Consider the following 19,796-nt stretch of genomic DNA (forward strand, 5'->3'; position numbering starts at 1 on the left):
GCTAATAGTGTTATGAGCAAGTAGCAAAGCGGATTGCGAATATCCGCTTGACTATAAACTTGAGTTTATTACTGATTAACAAATTGGAACTTCCCCAAAAAATATTGAGAACTTATAATAAAAATATTATAAACAACATAAATGTATATTGCAATTTTCAGAATAATGGAGGAAAGATAAATGACGAAAAAAAAGATTCTTATAATAGAAGATGACGAAGATATAAGCATGATAGAAGAAACCTACCTAAAAGCATATGGTTTTGAAACAAAGATAATATCTGACGGAAATCTTGTCTATACTGAGCTTGAAAAAAATACATATGACCTTATACTGCTCGACCTTATGCTTCCAAATATCAACGGCTATGATATCTGCAAAAATATTCGTGAAAAAATCGATATTCCGATTATCATGGTCACAGCACGAACAGAGTCACTTGACAAGATAAAAGGACTCTCACTTGGAGCTGATGACTATATCTCAAAACCTTTTGACCCTGCTGAACTTGTTGCCAGAGTACATGCTAATTTAAGACAATACGAACGCCTAAAAAAATCACTCAATGATAATAATACCGAAACTTCTGATTCCGCTGATAACAGCAGCAATAACAACGAAATAATAATACAGGATATACGGATACTTCCCGAAAGCTGGATAGTTTATAAAAAAGACACGGAATTAAAACTTCCAAACAGAGAATTTGAACTTCTAAAATTTCTCGCCCAAAACCCAGGAATAGTATTTTCAAAAGAACAGCTCTTTGAAAAGATCTGGGGATATGATTACATGGGCGATAGTGCAACTGTCATGGTTCACATAAACAGAATCCGTGAAAAAATCGAGGATGACAGCAAGAATCCAAAAATTATTGAAACAGTCTGGGGAGCAGGCTACAGACTTAATAAGTAGCCTTTTCCTTTTTCCTCTGAAGCATTGATGAATCTTTCATCACCTGCATACCAAATACAAGTACCACGCCTGCCACAGCCGCCGGTATATTAAATCTTCCAAAGCTAAGCGGTGGCTGTGAAACTTTAAGAGTCACAGGTCCCATAACAATAGCATAGAATGAACCGAGCATCATCCCAATGATCATATACACAGTCTGTACACGAAATCTATCAAGACAATATTTAATAATCCTTACAACAAGTACCGCTCCGGCAAGAACACCGCATCCAAAAAATATAAGATCTGGCACATATGATATATTAAATGCCAAAACACCTCTTATCGCCGAAATAACAGGAATATATGCTCCAAATATCAGCAACAGCGTAGAACCTGATATTCCCGGAAGAAACATCGCAGAAATCGCAACCATTCCTATAAAAAACAATTTAACAGAAACACTTATTGAAAAAACACTTAAATCCATAGATGCATTTCCTGACCTGCCATTTAAAAAAGTTATCATAACAACAAGCAACGCTCCGATAAAACAGAACACAATACCTTTTGTAACCTGTTTTATATTTTCCCTTTCCTCATTTATTATCAGCGGTATCGCACCAGCTATAAATCCAATAAATAATGAGCTGACTGCATAAATATGACTTTCAAATAAAGCCGACAAAGCCACAACAGCCATAAGCATTCCGATGATCCAACCAAAACTAAGCTTCACAAGATAGACTATTGACTTTTTCTTTTCATCAAGATTTCCAAAAACAAGACTGTTTATAGAGCCTATAAACTTATCATAAAATCCCATTATAAACGCCACCGTTCCTCCTGATACACCAGGCACGCTGTCAGCAAGTGCCATACAAAAACCATTTACTAATTCTCTTAACATAAAAATACCTCCTGTCTGTTTAATAACAGTAATTTTAATTACCGAAGTTAAACAAACAGGAGATGATTTTCTAAATAATTGTTAAATTTTCTCTCCATATCCCATCATACTAATCCCAATTCTTTGCAGCTTGTTGCAAAAAGATGCCATATATGATAAAAACTCCTGCTGCTGCCCCCACCGAATCTATCATAACATCCCTTAACTGACAGCTCCTTCCTGGCACAAAAAGCTGATGAAATTCGTCTGTTGCCGCATACAAGGTTGCTATAAGCCATGGAAATACAAATCTTAATTTTATAACCTTTTCTTTTTTTAATTTATATTTAAAATAACCACACCAAAGCATCGCAAGCAAAGCATATTCCGATGCATGCGCTGACTTCCTTACTGGAAATTCAATACTTTTTGCCATCTCATATTGTTTTTCATCACTAAACTTTGAATATCCCGGCACAAAAATACTACATATTTTTTTCCCAAATGTCATACTCATCTGTGTAGACTCAACTGCCGGCTGTGCTGAGAACCAAAAAATCACACACATCCATATAATTGCAGCTATCAAAAAAATATATTTTAAATTGCTTTTCTTCATATTTTTCTATTTTCCTTTACAAAAATATTTTTAATCTTACTGTCATTATATTAGACAGCCTGTCCCTTTGATTTTAACAACTTATCTTTTAGATCTATAAGCAACGGCTTTCTACTGAGCGGAATATGTAAATAATAGCATCTTTTATCGATTACTGCAATATATCCTAAAAATGGATAACTTTCGCTGTATTTATTTTGACGCAGGGTAAATTTTCATTCTGTATTGCATATCTTGTATTTCTTATAATATATTTTAAGGAATTTGAAGAAAAACAGGAATTCAGACAATATAGTAATTTAATTCACAAAAAATATAAAAAAACTGCACATTTTATACCAATTTCTTATGTCCACTTTTTCTGTATATTCCCCTTTACTATATGTCCACAGTCTGGTTAATAAACAAAGAGCATGTGTGTCCATTTATTTGGGTATCTCCTTTTTCAAAGTGTCCACAGTTTGGGATTCCATCAGTTATTTCAGACCTAGCATACATATATTATTTTCCCTAGCGGTAATCAACATTTCAAACAATCCCTTTAGCTTGTCGTGTCCACCTTATAGGGTACATTATAAACGACTTATTTTTTATTTATATGTGCAACTACTGTATTTCTACAGATGTTAGCATCCGTTTATAAACAAGCCGCTGATATTTTCTTGATAATCTCTTTAACATACTCCTCTGGTTTTGACACTTTCTTCGCTATATCAGACACTGACATATTGCAATCTGTATATAAAGTTTCAATTCTGCCTTCTTCTCTTCCTTCTTCTCTTCCTCGTTTCCAGCCTCTGCTCATTGCCTCTTCCTCATTTGCCTTTATCTCGTCCTTAAAAAATTCTCTTAATACCTCATTCATAATTCCATCCCCTCCATTCTTTATTTTTTTAAATAATTCTTGATTTGACGATACCATTATTCCTAATAATGAATCAACACACTCTTTTTCAAATGGCTCCTTCAGTGCAAACGCTTCATCAAAAAATACATCTACTGTACTTTCCTTTAAACCTCTTTTTAATGTCTTTAAAAATATATGCTCTTTTTCTCCCACTTCTGCTGTCACTACAATTTGTGTTTTTACAAATCCGTCTTTTTCTACATAGTATATTCCACTTGTTTTTTCATATACTTTGTAGTTATTATCTTTAAACCATCTTAAAAGTTTTTCAGGCTTTCTTTCTCTTACAAATGTAATCGTCACACTGTTTATATCTATATCACCTACATGTTTCTCACTGCTCTTATACAAATATGCATATGCCATAACCTTGAAATATGTATCTTCATTTAGTGTATCGTTTTCTGATTTGTATTCCATAATGTTATGCTTTTGAAAAATCTGACCTATTTCATTTGATATTTCAAAGTCTTCTGATTTTTCCACCACAAGCAGATCTATAAGCAACGGCTTTCTACTGAGTGGATATTCTCTGTGAAACTCCAGCCTGTCTGCATACTCTCTCAACTCTAATTCCATTGCGGCACAAAATCCCAAATGCCATTGAATGTCATTTTCTTTCCCCATTCATTTTCCTCCATCTTTCCAATAAGAATCTATATTTCAAGTAAAATCAATATATAAATTCTTGTTGCTCCCCTCTACCTTAAGAATATTTTCCTCTTATATAAAATAATAGCATCTTTTATCTGTTGCTGCAATATATCTTTAAAATTTATTAAAGCCTGAACATCCACAATATAATATATTCTCAATCATGGTTATTCAGGCCTTTAAACCTTTTTTGCTGTTATACGATTATTAATAATTTGGTACTGCGTATCCTAATACATAACTATTATTAATTGTTCTTTTTGCATTCTTTGTAAATTTGACTACTTTCCAATTTCCATCACTACATTGTATATTTCCCTCAACGGTCTGTAAGTAGCCATTAACTGGATCTGATATAATCATTCCTACATGACATGAACTGTATTTTGAACCATTTGTATAATAAACAATATCTCCTACCTTTGGTGTATAGTTTCCTCCATAATATTTACTATAATAAAACTGTCCTCTCTTTTTAAATTCATTTACTGCGTATGTACAGCTTGCAGTTTTTGGAACAGCATTATTAGAACCTGTTATCTGATTGCAGCAATATGCCTGAAATGCCATACACCAAGCATGCCCACTGCCTGATACTGCTTTTCCATAATACCATGTATTATATTTAACATTATTATTACCTTTATAGTCTCCAATTCCAAGCTGACTTAATTCATAATCTACAATTCTCTGAGCTACTGTAGCAGATGAAGAACTTCCTACAGCTACTAATTTCCATTTCTGACTTGCTGTTCCATTTGATTCATAAATTTGAATATTATTACCATCATAAACATTCCCACCAGATACATCAATACATTTACCATTACACTTACAAGTAATTGTATAATATCCACCACCAACATCTGTTAATTTCCAACGCTGTGCTGAGGTTGAATTTGAATCATACTGCCATATATTTAACCCATCTTCTGAGCCTCCAGTTGCACAATCAAGCACCTTTCCTGAATTAATATTTGTTATTGTATAATAACCATCTGAATTATAAGTAAATCTAAATTTCTGAGCATCTGTTCCATTGCTTTGATAAAGCTGACAATTTGCTCCACAAGAAGTGTCTCCACCTGATATATCCGCTACATAATTATTATTTAACGCTGAAACCAATGTATAAGTTCCATTTGGAACTGATACTGTATTTCCACCACTATTTCCTATCTTTTTCACATACTTGTCCACATCAGATGTCCAAGCGAATGCATACTTAAATCCGCCTGCAATATTATATTTTATCTGTGTAAACGAACCTCTTGTTCCAAGTACCATTACACTATCATTTGTATCAACATATCCATATGTATTTGCTGTATTATCTCTTCTGTAAGTTGTAAATCTTCCTGATGATGTATATGTTGTTCCTCCTGTTGCTGTTAAGATAGCTCCTGTTGATATATAACCCGTTTTAACTCTATTTCCTGCCGGATATGAAACTTTTGAATATCTTCCGGTAACAAGGATAACCGAAACCTGATCTGTAGGATAAATCCAGCCATATCCCCTTGTCAATGCTGTATCTGAATATACTCTTGTGTTCGATGTATTGATTGTGTAACATTTTCTTGTAGCAGCATCCGCTCTTGTTGAACTTCCGTTTAACAGCACACCAATAAACATTACAAAAGTTAAAGCTGCAAAAAGAAAATACTTTCTATTATTTTTCATATTTTTCACCTTTCCTTTCTCTTTTCTTGAAAATATTTTGCTATTATTATTCTTGGCTAAATTTTCGTATGTTGTTCCCCAATAATTTTACCCAATTTTGCAATACTGAAAAAACACCTTATCAGCTTTGGTTTCACATACCCCGACTACAACAATAAATTTACTATCCTCTTTCAGATTTTCAACACGCATTGCACTCACCACTTTCTATTAACTATCACGCAACAATTCTCTAAAATACTGCGAAATACTTTTCCATAACTCTTTATCTGTCCCTGCAATATTCAGATTAGTGTCATTTTGTTCATTAAATGCAGCTGCAATCTGTCGCAATCTTGAAAAATCAGGAGTATCCCCCATTAAACTCGCAAATTCAATACGCTTTTTTTCATCTTGCAATTTCTGAAACAATCCCATATAAATCCCTCCTTCTCATGGACTTATTATACTTTCAAGTCTACCATTGTCAAATTAATAGTTGAATTTCTGTCAAATACTACTTTGTGCTTTCATTATTTTAACTAGTGCCTATTCTCCCTAAAACAACAGACAGAATAGACACTAGAGCAAATTGTTTCCAGTTCAAAGTATATAATATCAATCAATAATTCGGTATTGCATAACCTAATACATAGCTACTATTAACAGTTCTTTTAGCATTTTTAGTAATTTGAGCATTTTGCCATTTGCTTTATCAATATAGATTATTGTTCTAAAGACTGTTATTTTGGACTAACCATTACATACTTTAAACTTCCAAATTTTGAGGTGATCTGCCAACGCCCTATTGTCTGATCCCATCTTACTTTATTCTTTCCAACCCAATTACAATCCACATAAGTAATTGTATTACCAGATACTCCAGTTACCATAATGGTATGTGGTCTTTTACACACTATTATATCGCCCGGCTTCAATGAATTTAAGTTATAGACCTTTGACCATCCATATGGATCCGTTCCTGTCCTTTCATAGCCTAAAGTTAATGCAAAGCCATGACACTGCCATGCTTTTCCCCGATAACTGCCGTTCCATAAAGAATTGTTAGGATATTTTGCACGAAGTGACACAAAACTATCACCATTATTCTGATTGTTATTATTACTGTTACTATTTCCATCTGCAATTTTAAAAAGACCATTAATCCAACCAAGCTTGTACCCAGATGATGTTGGATATATAATCTGGGTTCTGCAAGATGATACATCAAGTGCTACGATTGTAACATCGTCCGTAGAGAAAACTGTTCCAATTGTAGCGTTTCCACTGCTCTTTCTGTATACTGTTCTGCGTGCTCCCGCACTCGCTGTTCTTGTCCCAAAATCATTACTTCCAAAGAACCCTGACATCGGCGCATACGCAGTACGTGTACCTTTTCTTACAGGATAGCTTACTTTTACCACACCATTACTATAAACATTTAAAATTGTACAACGATCGTAATAACATATGTAGCCTACCGATTTTGTCAATGAAGTATCAGAATAAGTCGTTAAATTACCCGATATATTTCTAGTATAAGTCACTATAGGCAATCTGTTTGTCACCGTAGCTGCTTCTGCTGTTTTAGTCGCAGTGATAATCCCAGCATTTCCTCCAACAATCGGAACTCCTGTAATAGATACTGCTAATGCCATTGCTACACATACTACTCCCTTGATCAGTTTTTTGAAAACATTTTTTTTCATAATTATCACCTTGTCCTTTCCGTTGATATCTGTTATACTATGTTCTGTTCCTTTTAATTTCATCCTTCGTAGCGAATTCACCTCCTGTTTTATTTAATACTACATCATCTTTTTCTCAACTTTTACTCACCGTTAACTGAATTTTTTTGAAAAACCTTTTACAATTCCCTCATTCTCCAACTTATAAACAATAAGCCTCAGCAAATATTCTGGCATCCCACGCTTTCCATGCTCCCACTCCTGCAATGTTCTTCTTGGAATGTAAAAATATTCTGCAAAATATTTCTGCGACCATTCCGTTGCATCTCTTAATTGAATCAAAATAATTCTTAAACTGTGTTTATCCATAATCCACAAACTCTCCTTCCTGTCTTTCTAACCATATATCAGAAGAATCAGTGAAAAAAACTCAATATTATGAAAATACACTCAAATATTTTTTATCATTTAGCAGATCATATCTGTCAACCAAGATTGGTCCACTTTCCCCCCTTCGAAAAATCACTTCCTTCCCCACCGGCATATACAATATTTCAAATATTGTTTTCCCAGCTCGCTTTGCTATATGCTCAGCTGTCCGTACATCATTGCCACCCATATATACATAAGTATCTGCATTGTTTAAAATAGTTTGTGCTTCGTATTCACCATATATAGATTGTAATTGCGATTCGCTTTGCAGCATAACTGTTATAGAAATCCTCTCTTCCCTGCATATACTTATATATTCATGAAAATTATATATTTTGGCACCACATGCAAAATCATCACAAATAATCCGGATTGGAATACCAACCTCCGCATTTTTTTCTCGTACTTCAAACAATTCTTTAAACATCTGACTATAAAAGACATTCACAAACACATTCAGAGCCGGATTAACCGCTGAAGTGGTAATGAATACAGCCACCCTTTTTTCAGATATTTTCTCAAAATCTATTTTTTCTTTCTTCTTTAATATATTGATACATTCTCCACAAAAAGCCGTATCAATAATCGCTGAAAGCGATGAAAGCACACAAAGTGCCGTCCGTAATGGACATGCTTTAAAAGTTTTCCACATTGTTACTACATAACTATAGAAATCTCTTTTTTCCAACTCATCAAAATCTGCATCTAATGAAGTCGTAACTACCTCCATTAAACTGGTAATTTTCAGTCTGTGAAATAAATCTATAACATCTTTCATTGTTGCTTTATCCTTTAATATAACTTCATGGGCAATCAATGCTGAAAGTAATGAAATAGCTGTCTGATCCCAGTACGGATCAACTTTTCCCAACTTTCCCCTATCATCCATCGAAACAATTGCTCGTGCTAAAAAAGAAATATCATCATATGAAGTTATATAATCCATAGGATCATATCCCATGGCAGAATGAAGTGGATTCGCAAAATTCAGGTCAATCACTTCATACCCTCTATTTGCAAATAAACGAATGTATTTTTCTACTCTAGCTCTCTTAGCAAAAGATGCAACTACGCTCGTCTCTTCTGTATATAAAAGATTTGTTTCCGTAATACTCATAGATTTTCCACATCCAGATGTTCCAACAACAATTACATTATTATTTGTCTGAGTAACATTGCAATCCATTGTCACTGAAAAATCGTTTCCTAATATCATTTTGTCATATTTCATACTTGCAACACCTCATTTCTCTTGACAATCCTTATACTGATATATCCATTATTTTTTTCAAAAAACTCAAAAAGGATCTTGATTCCTTTTAAAACTCAAGATCCTCTATTATATTATTTAATCACAAATTTCACTCTGCACTCTTATCTGAAATCATTATAGCTGCAAAATCATCCCAAAATTTTTCACTATTCTTTAGTTGCCTTCTCACTTCCATTGCTTTTTCTATGTTCATTTCCGTCCCAATACCGTTTTCATAACAATATGCCAACAGATTTCTCTCTTCATCATATTTTCTTGAAATACTTTTTTTGCTTACTCTTTCCAAAACTTCTACAGCTCTTTTTGGATTTTTATCTGTACCTTCACCTTTCATATAACAAAGCGCAAGATAATAATAAAAATGTTTTAAGTGATATTCACACTTTACTAAAGCATTTGACAAATATTGAAACGCCTTATCTTTATCTTCTTCTATAACATTCCCCTCATAATATGCAATCCCCACTTCCTCCATTGCTTCCCCACTCCCTAATTCAGCGGCCTTTAAAAACCATGAAAAAGCTTCATATAAATCTTTTTCTACTCCATATCCATTTTGGTACGAATATCCTATCTGATACACTCCCTCTGCATCACCTAACTGTAACGCTTTATGAAATAGAGACAATGCTTTTTCATAATCCAACCTCTCATAACGTTCACTATAATAGTACATACCAAGCTGCGTATAGGCTGCTCCGTAGCCCTTGTCTGCTGCTTTTTTCAGCCAATCAATTGCTTCGTCAATCCTATTCATCCCATACCAATAATAATCTGCAAATTTTTTTAAAGCCTTACCAACTTCCAACTGGGCTTCCCCATTCTCATCTCGTGCAGCTTCAATATTATTCTCATAAATATTAAGAAGTTCTATTGCTTCCTGATGCAATTCCACTTCTTCTCCGTCTACAATTATCGTCTTATTTTTTTCTACTTCTTTTAAACTCTTTTGTTTTTTACTAAATATTTTCTTTATTATATTCATTTGTTTTCCACCTCTTGCTTAAACATATTTTGATAACAAACAAATCCAGCCCAATAATAAGGTGCATCAAATATCCGTCGCTCTGAATCCATACTTAAAATATCATCCAACACTTCATTTGGAATACTGTCAATCGCATCATTCCTAGCAATATAATAATATATTTCGCCTGCTGTCATATTTCGCATTTTCTCTTTCGCATCCAGCAGAGATTTTTCAACAGATTTTCCATTATTCCATTCTTCTGAAAACAACTGCATTAACACTGCGGTAGCAAAATCATCAACCTCCCATAATGAAGAGACAATATAATTAACACCTGCTGCCGCAAAAGCAATATGTAACCCAGCAAGGTGATTCGAACTATATAATAAACTGTTTCCCGAATTGCATGCCGAAAGAACAACCAGCTCCGTCCCCCCCCAAATCCAACCTACTTATCTCATCTGCTGTCAATATCCCATTACCATATTCTCCCCGCTCAATTCCCGAATCCATCCAATCTACAATTCCGGCAAAGGATAAAGCGCTTGAATACCACACATTTTCTATATCTTCCCTTTCTTTAAATCCATGTGTAGCTATATGAAACATTCGATAACCAGATTTAATACAGCCTTTCATTGCTTTCTTCCCAATATAGCATTCTTTGCCATATATATTAGCAATGCTTCTCGCTTCATATTCACTAAAAGGCAACGGTACAAGATGCATTCCTCTTTTTCCAGATTTAATATCCTCTGAATAGTTGTCTTTTAAACTATAACTTGGATTTCCAACAATGCAAATATCAGTTAGTTTTGAATCTTCATTACGATAAAATATTTCTCTCATAGTCTGCATATATACTATCTTACAGCCTTGCAATTTAGGATTCTGCATAAGGACAACATCGAATGGCACATTTGCATCTACCGTATGTGGACAAATATAAATCGTTTCTATCCTGGTAACATCATCCATACAATCACCAAATAGTTTAGTATAAACATCTCCTGCTCTTTTTCTATACTTTCGATGAGGATCTTGCACCACTTTTAAAAACTCCTCTAAGCTTTCCATTAACTCCGTAATGTTTTCATTTTTATGATATTGTAAAGTAAGCTCCCTTTCTTTTATCCAAATAAAACATTCCAACATATCATAATCATATGACTGCACAATGTCTTCTATAGGCTGCAAATATAAATCTGATTTCGAAAAGAACATATCCAGTACAATGGAATGCTCTGGCACGCTCCGTTCAAACTCATAAACAGAATAATGTGGTATCTTATTGCGTTTTCCATATTTTGCAGAAAACAGATTTCCCAATTCCGTTAATCTAACCTGTAAATCTTCTATATTTTCTTTATTTGCTGTCTGAGAAAATAAACTACTAGACATTTGTGCGATCAAATCCTTAACATTATTTACTTCCTTTAAAATTTCACAAAGTTCTGTATTGTTACTTATCTGATTATCTCTGTATCTTACAATCGTTGGCAACAAATTCTTATAATTTAATATATATTCAAACCTAACCTCAATGGGCATATTTTTTACTAATGAAGAGTACGCAAACACAAAAGCACCTTCCGCATTTGCAAGTGCCTCCAACATCCTGTCATTGTCTATATAATACTGACATTGTTGAATATATTTATATAACTGAACCATCAAATGCCTGCCACAGTTTTTTAACTTTGTTTCTTCTTTTAATTCTCCATACTCCCTCAATAACATTACCATTTGTGGTAAATAAGCAACAAATTCTCCTTCCGGACATCCCTCTTCCATATATCTATCATACACATTATCTAAAAATTCAATATAATTTTTTTTCTGCATTTTAGAAAGCAATGCTGAAATCAAATCCAATGCTGTTTTTTCTGTTACATATTCAGATCGAAAATCCTTTGTTTGCTTTCTTTTTTCTAGCAACTGCTCTGCATTTTGATAAATGTTATCATCTAATGTAACTTTGCATCTTTCGGCAACCTCTATAAGCAGAAAATATAAATTTGATAAATATGTGCCGCCATCCAAATCATTCACAATTCCTTTATCAAATACCTTCCTCAAAATATGAAAGGCTAAACGATATTCGCCTTTTATTGTTAATGACATCGTATAACCGCAAAGCATTCGATGAATCTCATCCATATTATCAATCTGTAATTCATCTTTTAAATATTTAACATACAAAAATCTTCCCAAATCAATAGCATGATCCCCTTGCCCTGATGCTGCATAAGTAAATATTAACTGGTTTAAAAAAAATAAATTTAAAGTGCTAATTTCATCATCATGCTCTATCTTATCTAAGATCATTGTTCCGTAATGAAGTCCCACAGCATAATTTCCCATTTGTATATGATATGAAGCCGCCAATCCTGAATACATAATCTGCAAATACTCTCTTCGTTTTTCTCCGATTTCATTATCTTTACTTAGGGTAATCACTTCCTCTAAAAGGCTTTCAAACAATTCACTTGATGTTCCATCAAGTGTCAATGACATTAGATCAGTTAACAAAATACTATACTGTTCTTTAATTATTTTAAATTGTTGCTGAGAAATATCAGTTTTTACAATATTTCTTAAGTATATATATCTCTCTTTGCACCGCTTTCTGTCTACATTTGGATCATACAGAAGATGGTATCTGGTATGATTACATCTTACGATCCATTTAATAAGATAATATGGTTTAATTTTATCAGACATTACCAATGCCTTATCAATGTAAGTCAATATCTGAGGTATATTACCTTGCTCCTCTGCACAAACAGCTTCATCATTCAATCGAATAACTTCATTTATTACTTTTAAATCTTTCTTTTTCCCAAACATATACAATCGCTCCCCACCAAAAAATATCAATCTTCAAACTTGAACTGTTCACTGTTCCTTTCTTTGAATATTTCAAACAAAGTGTTTAGAAGCGTATCATTCTCCACTGGATAATATTCACAAACATCTCCATTTATATTTTCCTGTGCAATATAAATATCTTCTGAATCAGGTTCATCCACTGGCAGCATAAAAACATAGGACTTATTATCAAACTCTACTGTATCACATATCTCCACTTCAAAATCCTCTTCTTCTGTAGACATAGTACAATAATTTCCAGCCAATTCCTCAATTTTCATTCTTTAATCTCCCTAATTATCAATTCATATTCACTATCTTTAACCTTAATAACAACTTCAAAACACTCCTCCATTTCATTATATGTAAATGGAATTATTGTCTTTTCTCCATCTTCAATATACACAGCCTCATACTTTCTATCGCTAAAATACTCATCATCCAATCGAACACTCAAGCAGTCTTCCTGTGTAAAAATAGTAGAATATTCTGACAAATTATTGACAAAAACTTGTCTATCTTTGTTATCCGCCCCTCTAGCGACTGCAGATTGTGATTCTGGTGTAAAATTCCAAAGTTTTGCTACTGTATTTTCTAATGTCTGATTAACCGATACCTTCAACTTCCCCTTAAGATTATTTATTCGAACAAAAAAATTATCTTTCTCATAATTCCCGTCGTCAATTAATCTAGACAAATCAAAAAAGCCTTTCTCCCCCAATTCATGTGCTGCAACAACACTAACGCAAAACTTTTCATAACAAGATTGGCATTGTGCCATATGTTTCTTAACTTCGACCAAATCATTTGTTAGAATTTTTTTATTTAAATAAAAATATGTCAACTTATTAATTTGTTTTTCTGCCATATGTTCCATATCCCTGTCACCTCCAATTACATTTCCTTTATCTGCTCAAATCATAAATAATCTTTTCAGCTCGTCCAACTGCTGATTTTCGGAATTCTTTGTCCTGATACATCCGTTTCTTTGTATCTTCATATAATCTCATTTCCACTCTGGAAGGCCAGTTTTTTATTCGCAATATATCAAATTCATCTGTAATCACAATATCTTTATTTAACCTTCCATTTTGCTCCTCCTTTAAAGCAAGTTGATATGACACTCCCCAAGAAAACGGCATTCCAACTATTGGTTCCTTCTGATATAAATTTTCGAATTCTTCGCTTAAAAAGCCAGTAGTTTTCTCGTTCATTGCATCTACCGCCCATTTCAAAAGAATAGAACTATTTTTATTAATATCTCCACCAATCTTTCCATCCTTAAACCACGAATGTCCTTTTCCTCTTGATGACAAGTCATTTATATTTTCTTTAAACAGATCGTCACTACTTTCCTTAAACATCATAGGTAATAATGACGCATAACAATATGTAATCATCTGATATGGAATTTCTTTATTCTCCATCAATGCCTGCCTGAAAAAATCAATTACCTTTTTATCACAAGCATCTTCTTCCCTTGTAAGCACATCCCCTAAAACATCTGATGTAATATTATCTTCCAGATTTTTCTTTGCATTAATTTTTTCTATATCATCAGCATCATCATTTTCAAATTGAGTCTTTTGAGAATATTTTATATTTTCGTTTATTATATGACGATACGCATAATACACTGCTTTATACAATAGTCCAAATACTCCCTGAGTCAGCACAGACTCATCCAATCCTCTAGTACACATCCTATAAAAATTTTCACATGCTTCATTTAAGATTACATCTACATAATCCGATGTCCATTTTGATTGCTGGGCATAACGCACCGCCAAATCATAAAACTTATAATAAATCACCCTGCAAACCACATCCATTGCTTCCGGATCATTCTGCATAAGTTGTTTAACCAAACTATTCACAACCTCTACTGGATCATCCCCAGCATGAATCACTTCAGAGTATCTTTCTCGATAATAAATTCTTGAATCCTTATTCACAACTTTTCTCCTTCATAAGCATTTTTATAATTACAAGCAAAGCGCTTTAACATTAATATTTTATTTTAACAATTTAAGATATTTTTTATAACCAGAATCTTTTTCCAATTCTTTCGCACTAACCTCAACGCCATCTGATTCAAATTCAATATTTTCAGGAAGCTCCTGACTAGAATATATGCCATAAGTACTAAACAGATATTTTTCTTCATAACATTTTCTAAAGATACTTAAATACCATGGATTTTTCTTTTCAACAATAATATAATAGATTCCTCTCACAGAACTTTTTTCACACACAATCCTAGAAAGATTATCTGTTTTCCATTCTTTTTCTGCATCTTGTAACTGTAAAGCTACAAGTTTTTGGGACAACTGATTTACATCTGAACCACTCTTTAAAATCTTATACATCTCATTTAATCTTGAATCTTTACACCCTTCTTCACATATTTTCTTATATTTCTTTGCTATTTTTTTTAGCTCTTTAATATCACCACTTTCAATATATACCTGTTGCTTTTCATATAATTTTTTCAAATATTTATTTAAATATTTCTGTGCCTTTGCATAATTACTATCCCTTGATATGACTTTTAAATAATGTACTACTGCTTTTTCTGTTTTTCCTTTATTATTTGCATCATTTCCTTTTTTATATTCTGATTTTGAAATATCAATCTTATCAAGTGTATTTTTTAACTTTTTACTTATCACATAATCAGCATCATCACACATATCATAATATTTTTGTCTTTTACTTTTAAATTGTTTTGTGTTTAGATCATCAGCATTATATGGATTTATGAGACTTCTATCAGCATTTGACTCTGTTATAAAAAGTACGCCTTTTGTTACTTTTAAATTAAATGCACGCATAACTCCATGCATTTTCACACTTTCCTGTGAAAACGAACTAGCTTTGTCTATATTATTATTCCACATAGCTCCCAAAACTTTTTTTGCCGGTATATGATTAAACATAAATAAAATCATTGCCACTGCTGCCACAAAAATCAATTTTACAGTTCTACTCTTATTATACGAACTATCTATTCCTTTTAAATTGTACTTTTCAAAATATATACTCACTCCTTTTTCTAGCAGACCAGACATTTTAGCAATTTCCTTTTCATCTGAAGCAAGTCTGCCAATCCTGTTGTTTGCAACCATTGCTTCGAGTTTATTTTGTGTCACTTCAATTATTCTACTTCTTTTATACAACTCACAGCCTTTTTTGTATAATTTAATATTATCCCACATATCTTTCAAGTCTGAACGACATCCATAAGAAAAAATGCATCCGGAGATCATATCCAAAACCACAAGACCAATCAGATATGACTTACTTAAATCATTACCATTAAAGTCCTTACCTGTAGCAAAAACAATTCCTGATAACACTAGACCAATCCCTAATAACACCACTAAAAAAACTACCGCAAAGTCAAAAAACACTTTTGTTTTACTTTTAGAAAGAAGCCCATCTAATCCCTTTCCCGCCAATGCCCTAAAAGTATTTCTAAACTTTTTAACATATTCATATGTAACTTCAACCGATTGCTTTGCTATATCTTTCTGAAGCTTAGGATTTTCAATCTTAAATTTCCCCTTACAATATGTCTCTGCCACACATCTTGGAATAAGAAAATTCTCATCCACCAAGCAAAGATTACTTTTTTCACTTTGTGCTACAATAGCACTGTTTATAAATGCATTTGTTCCTTGTTTTTGTGTACATAAAAGCATTCCCGAATATATTATCTCTTTGTCATAAACAAATATTTTTATCAAATCCGCAATTAAGTTCTGTAAATCATACAAGTGTCTTACAAATGCACAAAACACTTTACAATCTCCCAAACCACCCATTTCCTCTTTTAAAATATCTTCTCCATGATCAAGACGCTTTTTATACTCACTGGCTTTTGTATTTCCAGTAATGTCAATATATTCCCAGTTATTTTTTTGTTTTATATAATTACATATCACTCTAACATAACAAGTCTGCATAAAATTTTTCTTAATATTTATTGCATTGTTCTTTACATCATCACAAAAAGCTAACAATACGATCAACTCTAAAACTTGCTCTACCTCAGAACCATCCGTCTTAATTTCATCAAGCATTTTATAATCCAAGCCATACACACTTATAAGGCAAGCTTTTAAGCATTCACTCTCCTTATAATCAACTAAAAACTTCAATATCGGATTACTTAATTCGGCACTGTCAGTGTTTACTATTTTCATCGCCAAATCAATATTATCACTTGAAAAAGTATCTTTTATAAAATCATTTAGATTTTTTGTTTTCCCTTTCGTATATTTATCAATTACATAACTGTCCATACTGCCACTCTCTGCAGTTTTATAACACAGTTCTGCCAAATAATACTTAGCTAAATTTTTAGATTTTTTTGCCATATTATTTAAATATTCAATATTTTTCATACAGGTATAATAATCTACATTTTGCTTGTCATCTTCAGATGAGTTCTCATCTACAAAACGAATCTGAGGATAAAGTAACTCTTTTAGGGCACGTGAGCCTATCAGCTCATCGAACTCATTTCCATCTGCATTTTCAGCATCATTATATAATTCTTCTGCTACAGCTCTGTAATCCGTATTTCCATTTTCATCTTCATAAATACGCCCTTTCCATGCAAATGCCATATTCTTTCCCAATAAAGCGACTATTTCAGCTAATGCTGCATGTTTTGAAATATCAAGAGAAACATTTTCATAATCATACTCAATATTACTAATCCTATCTGATGAGCTCTTATACTCCATCCCCAATTTATTTTTATAATTTTCTCCTAATCTTCCTCTTGTTACCTCTTCAATTCCCTTCTTCCAGCTAAGAGCCATCGCCCTGGCAAGTTCTTCCTCCGAATGGCAGTCTTTTGCATCAAATTGATACATATACTGAGCTTTTTTATCTTTTTCAGTTGGATTATCCACCTCAAGAACAGCACCATCTAGCCAATCCATTACCTCCCTATATCCCGCACGTTCTACAGAATTATACCGTAATAAAGCTCTTATAAGATTTACCATTCTCTCATTTTTTTCTAAGTTAGGCGGAAATTTAAATTTTGCATATTTACAGGCAATACGAACTTCTTCATCCATCTTAAAAAAACTTTCTGCTTTTCCAGAATTCATGCTACAATAAATATCACTTATAACAACCCCTAATTGAAAGAAATCATATTTTGAATCTGCCTCAACCTCATCTCCTTTTTCGCTTACTCCTCTTGATTCAAAAAATTCCGGTGGTGCATATCCTGGTGTTCTCTTAACATTCCCAGTTGACGCATTATCATTTATAGCTAAATTAGCATAAGTTATAAGTCCATAATCAATAATAATTGGTCTTTCCAAATTTCCATTATATAAAATATTATGCGGAGTTATATCCCTATGATAATAACCTTTTATATGCATTATATTTAACGATTCACTTATATTTTTTATAAATTCTATTATTTCATTTTCAGACAAAGTATGACTTTTCAAATATTCAAACAAATTCTCTGTTCCAGAATAATCAGGCAAAATATACGCCCTATCACCTTGTCCTTCCACAAATCCTCTATCACATATTTCCATCAAACCATCCTTAGAATCAGGTTGAACGGCATCGATAAAATCATCAATATGTGTATTATATTTTCTATTAAAGTAAATCTTTGCAACATATCTTTCTTTTGTCTCAATACATTCACTATAATATAATTCAGCCTCTCCACCTTCATTGAAACATTTGCCGATAGTTTTATAATGTTTTTCCCCACTCTCATTAACGATTACTTTTTCTTTACTGCCATTGTTATTGACATTATTTCCATAAAATTTTCTTGTATTTCCATGTACCGCTTCATGCATATAATTATTGTTTCCATCCTCAGCCATAGCGAGTAATGTATCTGTATTTGAATTATCTGAAATATTCGGCAGTGCACTCGTCTTTTCATTTTTTGACATGTTCGGCAATGCACTCGTTTTTACATTTTCTGAAATATTCGGCAATGCACTCGTCTTTACATTTTCTGACATGTTCGACAGTGCACTCGTCTTTACATTTTCTGACATGTTCGGCAATGCAGTTGTTTTTTCATTCTTTACCTTGTTATCCATATATTATTTTTCTCCTTGCTCGTAACTCATAATCAAAAAATAATCATCTATTTTATAAAAGCAGCAATGATAAATCTCTGTGAACTGTTTATTCATTTTTCTCTATAAGCACTACTGTTTCATTATCCTGCCCGCCTTTGTCATGTGCACACTGAATTATCATCTTTGCTTTTTCTCTTAAAGACATATCATCTGAAAGAATACTTTCCAATTCTTCAATCCTAATATAGTCATGTATTCCATCTGTACATAACATTAGGATATCGTTGTATTTAAAATTCTCCCTATGTTCCGTAACGGTTATCCAATCAGTTGAAAAGTCTGCCGCACCCAAACATCTGGTAATGATATTTTTTCCCGGATAATCTTTTGCTGTTTCTTCATTCAAAATCCCAGTATCAAGCAATTCCTGAACTTTAGAATGATCTCTTGTCAACTGACGCAAAAAGCCCCCTCTAAACCTATATAATCTGCTATTTCCAACATTATATGAAACCAATTGGCTTCCCAATATTCCAACCACACACAATGTAGTGCTTAATATATTTCCATAATGATTTTTTACAAGACCACTATTTGCCTCATTTATACATTGAATTATTTCTTCAGACTTTCTGGAATTACATTCTTCAAGACAATAAAGTACATAACGAGATGCCAGCTCACTATTTTCAATAGAACCCACACCATCTGCGACAGCAAACAATCCTCCCTCTATCAGAGACTCCCCCTCAAAAAAACCATCATGTATAACTGAATGCTTTAGCATCGCAGCATCATCGTTTGTTTCATGAACTAATCCTCTATCAACAATACCAACATATCTCAACATT

At 33.0% G+C, this 19,796-nt stretch carries 17 protein-coding genes; 1 reads left to right on the plus strand and 16 read right to left on the minus strand.

The annotated features are described in order from the left end of the window. Nucleotides 1–180: 180 nt before the first annotated feature. Entirely contained in the window at nucleotides 181–915 is a 735-nt protein-coding gene (locus KQI69_RS00445; RefSeq protein ID WP_216563310.1) for a response regulator transcription factor, read from the plus strand. Here KQI69_RS00445 and KQI69_RS00450 read toward each other — a convergent pair. The 16 genes from KQI69_RS00450 to KQI69_RS00525 form a co-directional block, all read right to left on the minus strand. After that, nucleotides 905–1,804 carry a DUF368 domain-containing protein gene (locus KQI69_RS00450; RefSeq protein ID WP_216563312.1) on the minus strand — a complete coding sequence of 300 codons (900 nt, stop codon included), beginning with the start codon at nucleotides 1,802–1,804 and terminating at the stop codon, nucleotides 905–907. The two genes, KQI69_RS00445 and KQI69_RS00450, sit on opposite strands and share 11 nt — an antisense overlap. A 109-nt stretch (nucleotides 1,805–1,913) precedes the next feature. Then, a complete protein-coding gene (locus KQI69_RS00455; RefSeq protein ID WP_216563314.1) occupies nucleotides 1,914–2,402 on the minus strand; it encodes a VanZ family protein in 489 nt (162 codons plus the stop codon). 637 nt (nucleotides 2,403–3,039) lie between these two features. After that, nucleotides 3,040–3,936: a hypothetical protein gene (locus tag KQI69_RS00460; protein ID WP_216563315.1), complete on the minus strand. Its 897-nt coding sequence runs from the start codon at nucleotides 3,934–3,936 to the stop codon at nucleotides 3,040–3,042. Nucleotides 3,937–4,170: 234 nt separating this feature from the next. After that, nucleotides 4,171–5,646, minus strand: coding sequence for an RICIN domain-containing protein (locus KQI69_RS00465; RefSeq protein WP_216563316.1), 1,476 nt, complete (start codon nucleotides 5,644–5,646; stop codon nucleotides 4,171–4,173). Nucleotides 5,647–5,856: 210 nt separating this feature from the next. Next, a complete protein-coding gene (locus KQI69_RS00470; RefSeq protein ID WP_216563318.1) occupies nucleotides 5,857–6,063 on the minus strand; it encodes a hypothetical protein in 207 nt (68 codons plus the stop codon). Between the two features lie 305 nt (nucleotides 6,064–6,368). Continuing rightward, entirely contained in the window at nucleotides 6,369–7,334 is a 966-nt protein-coding gene (locus KQI69_RS00475) for a hypothetical protein (protein ID WP_216563321.1), read from the minus strand. Nucleotides 7,335–7,466: 132 nt separating this feature from the next. Further along, nucleotides 7,467–7,682 carry a DNA-binding transcriptional regulator gene (locus tag KQI69_RS00480; protein WP_216563322.1) on the minus strand — a complete coding sequence of 72 codons (216 nt, stop codon included), beginning with the start codon at nucleotides 7,680–7,682 and terminating at the stop codon, nucleotides 7,467–7,469. A 67-nt stretch (nucleotides 7,683–7,749) separates the two neighbouring features. After that, nucleotides 7,750–8,976 carry a type IV secretory system conjugative DNA transfer family protein gene (locus tag KQI69_RS00485; protein ID WP_216563323.1) on the minus strand — a complete coding sequence of 409 codons (1,227 nt, stop codon included), beginning with the start codon at nucleotides 8,974–8,976 and terminating at the stop codon, nucleotides 7,750–7,752. 130 nt (nucleotides 8,977–9,106) lie between these two features. Then, nucleotides 9,107–10,003, minus strand: coding sequence for a tetratricopeptide repeat protein (locus KQI69_RS00490; RefSeq protein ID WP_216563324.1), 897 nt, complete (start codon nucleotides 10,001–10,003; stop codon nucleotides 9,107–9,109). Continuing rightward, complete coding sequence (locus KQI69_RS00495) at nucleotides 10,000–10,431, minus strand: CHAT domain-containing protein (RefSeq protein WP_216563340.1); 432 nt, start codon at nucleotides 10,429–10,431, stop codon at nucleotides 10,000–10,002. The genes KQI69_RS00490 and KQI69_RS00495 overlap by 4 nt, the downstream gene beginning before the upstream one ends. Beyond that, nucleotides 10,367–12,838: a CHAT domain-containing protein gene (locus KQI69_RS00500; RefSeq protein ID WP_216563325.1), complete on the minus strand. Its 2,472-nt coding sequence runs from the start codon at nucleotides 12,836–12,838 to the stop codon at nucleotides 10,367–10,369. The genes KQI69_RS00495 and KQI69_RS00500 overlap by 65 nt, the downstream gene beginning before the upstream one ends. A 26-nt stretch (nucleotides 12,839–12,864) precedes the next feature. After that, on the minus strand, nucleotides 12,865–13,140 hold the full coding sequence (locus tag KQI69_RS00505) for a DUF1292 domain-containing protein (RefSeq protein WP_216563326.1): 276 nt from the start codon (nucleotides 13,138–13,140) through the stop codon (nucleotides 12,865–12,867). Beyond that, nucleotides 13,137–13,736: a hypothetical protein gene (locus tag KQI69_RS00510; RefSeq protein WP_216563327.1), complete on the minus strand. Its 600-nt coding sequence runs from the start codon at nucleotides 13,734–13,736 to the stop codon at nucleotides 13,137–13,139. The genes KQI69_RS00505 and KQI69_RS00510 overlap by 4 nt, the downstream gene beginning before the upstream one ends. A 28-nt stretch (nucleotides 13,737–13,764) precedes the next feature. Next, the gene (locus tag KQI69_RS00515) at nucleotides 13,765–14,814 is read right to left on the minus strand and encodes a hypothetical protein (protein WP_216563328.1); all 1,050 of its coding nucleotides are present in this window, start codon (nucleotides 14,812–14,814) and stop codon (nucleotides 13,765–13,767) included. Between the two features lie 60 nt (nucleotides 14,815–14,874). Next, entirely contained in the window at nucleotides 14,875–18,963 is a 4,089-nt protein-coding gene (locus KQI69_RS00520; protein ID WP_216563329.1) for a protein kinase, read from the minus strand. A gap of 88 nt (nucleotides 18,964–19,051) precedes the next feature. Beyond that, nucleotides 19,052–19,795 carry a PP2C family serine/threonine-protein phosphatase gene (locus tag KQI69_RS00525; protein ID WP_216563330.1) on the minus strand — a complete coding sequence of 248 codons (744 nt, stop codon included), beginning with the start codon at nucleotides 19,793–19,795 and terminating at the stop codon, nucleotides 19,052–19,054. Nucleotide 19,796: the final 1 nt, after the last annotated feature.

This window comes from Eubacterium sp. MSJ-13 (assembly GCF_018918235.1).
GTDB lineage: Bacteria > Bacillota > Clostridia > Lachnospirales > Lachnospiraceae > Butyribacter.